Genomic DNA, 2759 nt, shown 5'->3' with positions numbered 1-2759 from the left:
GAGACAACGATGATCGCGGTATCGATGACTTGATGACCGAGATCGACCATCTCTTCGTTCACTCAACCGCTGACGCTAACGTGCAAAGCTGAGTTGGAATAGAAACTTCATGAATATTCTCTCTAAATTTCCTTGTTTTTATTTTCGTAACGTCGTTGGGAAAAATCCAATAAACGTTTCCTGTTGAAGGATGGTCAGACAAGTAAATTGCCAGACGGTGCTCTCGGTGTGGAATATCATGTTCAAATCCGTGTGAACCAACGATGATATGAGTGGTATCGCTAGAACCCATATATTTCTACGGTACTTTAGGTCTCCAAGTCAATTGTATTTAGCTATTTGATTCCATTCAAGGGGCTGTGTTGAATCGCTACAAGGCGTGGAGATCCACTGTTTGAGGAAGCGCTTGATGTTATAGACGACACACATCAGCGTGCTCTGTTGAATCCGCAGAAGGCGGCAGGATAGCGTCGCTCTGAAGGAGGAAGCAAAGCGGAAGAGCCGAATTGTCCAAACTCCTCTTCCGCTTCGTTAAGCAAGCCGTGTCGCTGGCTCAAAAGCGCTGTGCCGCCAGTCCAACGGGGGTGAGTGGTCCGACTGGCACCAGATTTCCCGGGTGGAAGCATGTCACGCTCCACTTTTTGCGGGTTCACATGGATGCGACGTACCGCGAGATCGTTGATTGGGCGAGTGAGATGGATCGCGTTCGTGGTCTGTTACAGCTGGCGCGGACGGCATTTCTCGAACCCTCAACGCTGTACCGGTCGTTTGAGAGGGTGCCCATGTCCGTGTGGCGCGGCCTCCTTCGTGAGTCCGCGAACAGCTGCGATCCGGGCTCGCATGGAGTCATCGATGTCACGTTCTTCGCCGCGAAACGGCATCGAGGCACTACCAACACCGCTCGGATCGCCACATACGCACGCTCAAAACGACGGCACTCATTGATACGGACTCGTGTGCCATCCTCGATCTTCACTGCTTGGCACACTGGCCTCACGATACGCAAACTGGCCGTCGAGTCGCCCTGCGTAGCACCGAGAAAATCGAGAGTCTCGCCGGCGACAAAGGCTATGACGACCAATCGCTCCGTGACGCCCTCCGTTCGGAGGGCGTCCGGACCTTGCTGCGCCACCGGCTGTTTACTGCGTACGATCATGCCCACAACGCACGATTGGACAGCGAGTTATACGGCCAGCGCTGGATGGCCGAAACTGTCTTTTCGGCCATCAAGCGTCGATTCGGCCCCGCTGTCCACCCTCGCGCTTGGTACCGTGAGTTCCGCGAACTCGTGTTGACCGCCACAGTCTACAACCTCGACCAAGCTCTCAAACAGTGATCCCGACGCCGTCATCGGATTCAACAAAGCACAGATCGCCCGCGTTCCGGCGGGCGATCTGCTCAGCAAGTTCTGCATCGCTTCCTTCCCGGTTCGTTGAGCAGTGAACGTCAAGGACAGCTTGAGACGCTGTATCAACGATTTTCGTGACTTTCAACTTTTGAACGCGGTAGCTGATTCGCTGGCAGTAGTGGCGGCTGGCTGGTGAGCGGTCGTAGAACGTGGCGTCAATTGCGGCGTGTTCAGAGAGATTGTGCAGCTGCGCCGACCGGCGCAGCAGCACTCAACACACGCTCCTACTGATCCGGTCGAATGTCTTACACAGCGTGGACGGCGCAGGAAGATCGGCCACGTTGAGGCCGGTCTCTCCGGTTATTTGTGGCATCTCTTTGAGCAGGTCGATCGTCATGCGGTACGATGAATCGGGGTAAATTCGCAGACAGTGAAGGGAAACGAGTGCATAGTCGTCGAATCCGCCGCCACCTTCCGGGGTGGTGGATTTGACTCCATCGCCAGTAACTCTTTGAGCAACCGGCACAACCTCCCCGATGAAGTGGGAGATCTGCGTCATGAACAACCGCATTTTCCCGCTTCAACTCCTTTGATTTAGCGGCCTACCTCGCTGCTGTATGGCGATTCAACACAGCTATTGATCTAGTAAAATAACGGTCTGATCGTCTCATCTGACTAGTCGAGAAACGATTCAATCGTCGGCATGTGGCGATAGTTAAGTACACACGCTGCTCTTGCGGTATGTTCTTATGCGAAATTTCTTTTCGCTGGCGAGCCTTCTTAACCATGTGCGATCAAATTTCTCGAATTTCTCACCTTATTCTTGCCCGCTTGATTCTTTCAGGTTAAGATTGCCACTCTGCCTTCTGTTAATCCAAACCAATATTTATCTTCGGTCTGAACTTGCTAAGTATGAGTCGAGATTGGCTTGAGAAGTTCCTGAACATCTACTGGCTGCGACCAGAAAATGCTCTGTGGAGAGGAGCAAGCTGTGAAGTTCTTGGCGATTTAGAGTTTCAGTCGATCACATCGACAGCCGCGTAATCTCGTCTGATGCCGGTGAATCAGATGGAACTGGTCGTGAAGCGTCTTCGAAGCGCTGGTGAGAGTGATCTTTGGGATAGATCGTCGCTGTCGGCGGCGCACTGCCGCCGACGCGACAGTGTCGCCACTCACGACCGCTATCTAAATCGGTGGACAGCTACCGGAAGAACCGGCTGTCGAGTGGCTGGTTCGCTGGAATGGACCTACGTACACCAAGCGCTGTCCAAGCGGCCCGCAGCACCATCTCACAGAACTCCGTGAACGGCCACCTCCAGAGGCGGCGCCCCCCGCGGCGGGGCGCCGCCACGTACCGCCAGTGTAGATACCGCCAGCTATTCTGGAGCAGTAGGCTCACCACAAACATCAC

3 pseudogenes are annotated in these 2759 nt (G+C 54.0%); 1 reads left to right on the top strand and 2 read right to left on the bottom strand.

What is annotated here, in order from left to right:
* Nucleotides 1-506: 506 nt before the first annotated feature.
* A pseudogene (locus tag ACFQEU_RS14100) lies at nucleotides 507-1336 on the top strand (IS5 family transposase).
* A gap of 7 nt (nucleotides 1337-1343) precedes the next feature.
* Here the strand turns inward: ACFQEU_RS14100 and ACFQEU_RS14095 are convergent.
* Nucleotides 1344-1907, bottom strand: a pseudogene (locus ACFQEU_RS14095) (transposase); the annotation flags it as partial.
* A gap of 642 nt (nucleotides 1908-2549) precedes the next feature.
* Nucleotides 2550-2759: pseudogene (locus tag ACFQEU_RS14090) on the bottom strand (ISH3 family transposase); the annotation flags it as partial.

The sequence above is a fragment of the Halorubrum tibetense genome (assembly GCF_042661865.1).
Classification (GTDB): domain Archaea; phylum Halobacteriota; class Halobacteria; order Halobacteriales; family Haloferacaceae; genus Halorubrum; species Halorubrum tibetense.
This window is presented reverse-complemented; position numbering and strand designations above follow the sequence as displayed.